The sequence below is a fragment of the Mycobacterium sp. genome (genome assembly GCF_049280035.1).
Taxonomy (GTDB): Bacteria; Actinomycetota; Actinomycetes; order Mycobacteriales; family Mycobacteriaceae; genus Mycobacterium.
Genome location: NZ_JBAPPI010000030.1, coordinates 1 through 2,676, shown reverse-complemented (window position 1 = coordinate 2,676; position 2,676 = coordinate 1). Strand labels below are relative to the sequence as shown.

Genomic DNA, 2,676 nt, shown 5'->3' with positions numbered 1-2,676 from the left:
ACGCCGCGGCGAAGAACCCTGATGGACCGGAGCCGACGATTGCGACGTGGTAAGGACGCATAATTCCCGATGCTAAACGTCTGCCGCGCGGCACCCTAGCTAGTCACGGCTACGCGCCCAATAACTGCGCCGGTAACGTGAGCAGTTGTGGATCCCGACCGCCAGGCCGACATCGCCGCCCTTGACTCCACCCTGACCACGGTGGAGCGGGTGCTCGATGTCGACGGTCTGCGCAGCCGCATCGACAAGCTCGAGCACGAGGCGTCCGATCCCAACCTGTGGGATGACCAGGCCCGAGCGCAGCGGGTGACCAGCGAGCTTTCCCACACCCAGGGGGAGTTGCGCCGCGTCGAAGACCTGCGTCGCCGCCTCGACGACCTGCCGGTGCTCTATGAGATGGCCGCCGAAGAGACCGGTGCCGCCGCGGCCGAGGCGCAGGCCGAAGCCGACGCGGAGCTCAAGGCGCTGAGTGCCGACATCGAGGCCATGGAGGTCCGCACGCTGCTGTCCGGCGAGTACGACGAGCGGGAGGCGCTCGTCACCATTCGCTCCGGCGCGGGTGGCGTGGATGCCGCCGACTGGGCCGAGATGCTGATGCGGATGTATATCCGGTGGGCTGAGCAGCACAAGTACCCCGTCGAAGTGTTCGACACCTCCTATGCCGAGGAGGCGGGCATCAAAAGCACGACCTTCGCGGTGCATGCCCCGTTCGCCTACGGCACCCTGTCCGTCGAACAGGGGACTCACCGGCTGGTGCGGATCAGTCCGTTCGACAACCAGAGCCGACGGCAGACATCCTTCGCCGAAGTCGAGGTGCTGCCGGTGGTGGAAACCACTGACCACATCGACATCCCGGAGGGCGACGTACGCGTCGATGTGTACCGGTCCAGCGGTCCCGGCGGCCAGTCGGTGAACACAACGGACTCCGCGGTTCGCCTCACCCACATTCCAACGGGTATCGTCGTAACTTGCCAGAACGAAAAGTCGCAGCTGCAGAACAAAGTGGCAGCGATGCGGGTTCTTCAGGCAAAGTTGTTGGAACGCAAGCGCTTAGAAGAACGCGCCGAGCTCGACGCCCTGAAGGGTGACGGCGGGAGTTCATGGGGCAACCAGATGCGGTCATACGTATTGCATCCGTATCAAATGGTCAAGGATCTGCGCACGGACTACGAGGTAGGCAATCCGGCTGGCGTTCTCGACGGGGACATCGACGGGTTCCTGGAGGCGGGTATCCGGTGGCGCAACAGAAAAGATGACGACTGATATCCACGTTCTCGCGATAACCGCCCACCCGTTGCACGACATCTGGCGTGGCGATCTCCGCGACTGGCTGCTGACCAGCGGCCTGCACATCATGATGCTGCTGATCGGGGCGGTGCTCGCGGCGCGCTTCGTTACCTGGGCGGCCCAGAAGGTGACCGAGCGTCTTGACGTGGGCTTCGCCGAGAGCGACGCGCTGGTGCGTTCCGAGACCACCAAGCACCGGCAGGCCGTTGCCTCGGTGATCTCCTGGGTGTCGGTTGTGCTCATCGCCATCGGTGTCGCCGTGCAGATCACCGATATTTTGAACATCTCGGTGAAGGGGCTGATTGCGCCTGCGACCGTCCTCGGGGCCGCGTTGGGCTTCGGCGCCCAGCAACTGGTCAAGGATCTGCTGTCCGGTTTCTTCATCATCGTCGAAAAGCAGTATGGCTTCGGCGATCTGGTTCAACTCACCATCGCGGGCTCCACTACCGATGCGGCGGGAACCGTTGAGAACGTCACTTTGCGGGTGACCAGGTTGCGCTCGCCGGATGGCGAGGTGTTCACCGTGCCCAACGGCCAGATCGTCAAATCGATCAACCTGTCCAAGGACTGGGCCCGCGCCGTCGTCGACATTCCCGTGCAGAACAGCGCCGACCTCAACCTGGTGAACGACGTTTTGCATCAGGAGTGTGAGCATGCCCTCGAGAACGAGGTGCTCGGGGAGCTGTTGTTGGACGCACCCACGGTGATGGGCGTGGAGAGCATCCAAGCCGACACGGTCACCTTGCGGTTGGTGGCTCGCACTTTGCCGGGCAAGCAGTTCGAGGCGGGCCGGCAGTTGCGTGTGCTGGTGGTCCGGGCGCTGGCGCGCGCCGGCGTCGTCACCAAAGCCGGTTCGACGGTAGGGGCCATCGTGCATCCGGCGGCAGCCGAGGGCGCCGAGGATGAAACGCAGGGCGCGGCCCGGTGAGGTTCTTCAACCTCGACAGGCTGAGGAGAATCGGCGACGACGTGGAACGCGGCTGGCCGGGCTACTTGCTCGGCGGACGCATCCGTACCTCGACCGTGGTGCTGATCGTCGCGTTCGCAGCGCTGTGGTGGATTTACGACGAACAGCGCGCCTCCACACGGTCGACACCCACGCAGGTGCCGGCGACCGAGGTGGTGCCGCCCGGCTTTGTACCCGACCCGAGTTACACCTGGGTGCCGCGCAGTCGTGTGCAGGAACCGCCCACCACCGTGACTGTGACGCAAACGCCAATAACCACGCCGCCGACAACGACAACTACCACCACACCGCCGCCGCCGTTCAACCTGCCGACGATTGTTTTGCCACCGCCGTTCGGGCCGCCGGTCACCACGCCGACGGGGCCGCCACCGCCCGGCCAGCCGCCGACACCCCCGCCCCTTCCGCCACTGCCCGGCTTACCC

Annotated in this window: 3 protein-coding genes; all 3 read left to right on the top strand. The window is 65.0% G+C overall.

The annotated features are described in order from the left end of the window. Nucleotides 1-147: 147 nt before the first annotated feature. Entirely contained in the window at nucleotides 148-1,263 is a 1,116-nt protein-coding gene (prfB, locus tag WAN71_RS01035) for a peptide chain release factor 2 (protein WP_422223552.1), read from the top strand. Further along, nucleotides 1,253-2,215, top strand: a complete 963-nt coding sequence (locus WAN71_RS01030; protein ID WP_422223551.1) for a mechanosensitive ion channel family protein — start codon at nucleotides 1,253-1,255, stop codon at nucleotides 2,213-2,215. The genes prfB and WAN71_RS01030 overlap by 11 nt, the downstream gene beginning before the upstream one ends. After that, the coding region (locus WAN71_RS01025) for a hypothetical protein (protein WP_422223550.1) at nucleotides 2,212-2,676 on the top strand (465 nt) is incomplete at its 3' end. The genes WAN71_RS01030 and WAN71_RS01025, both read left to right, overlap by 4 nt.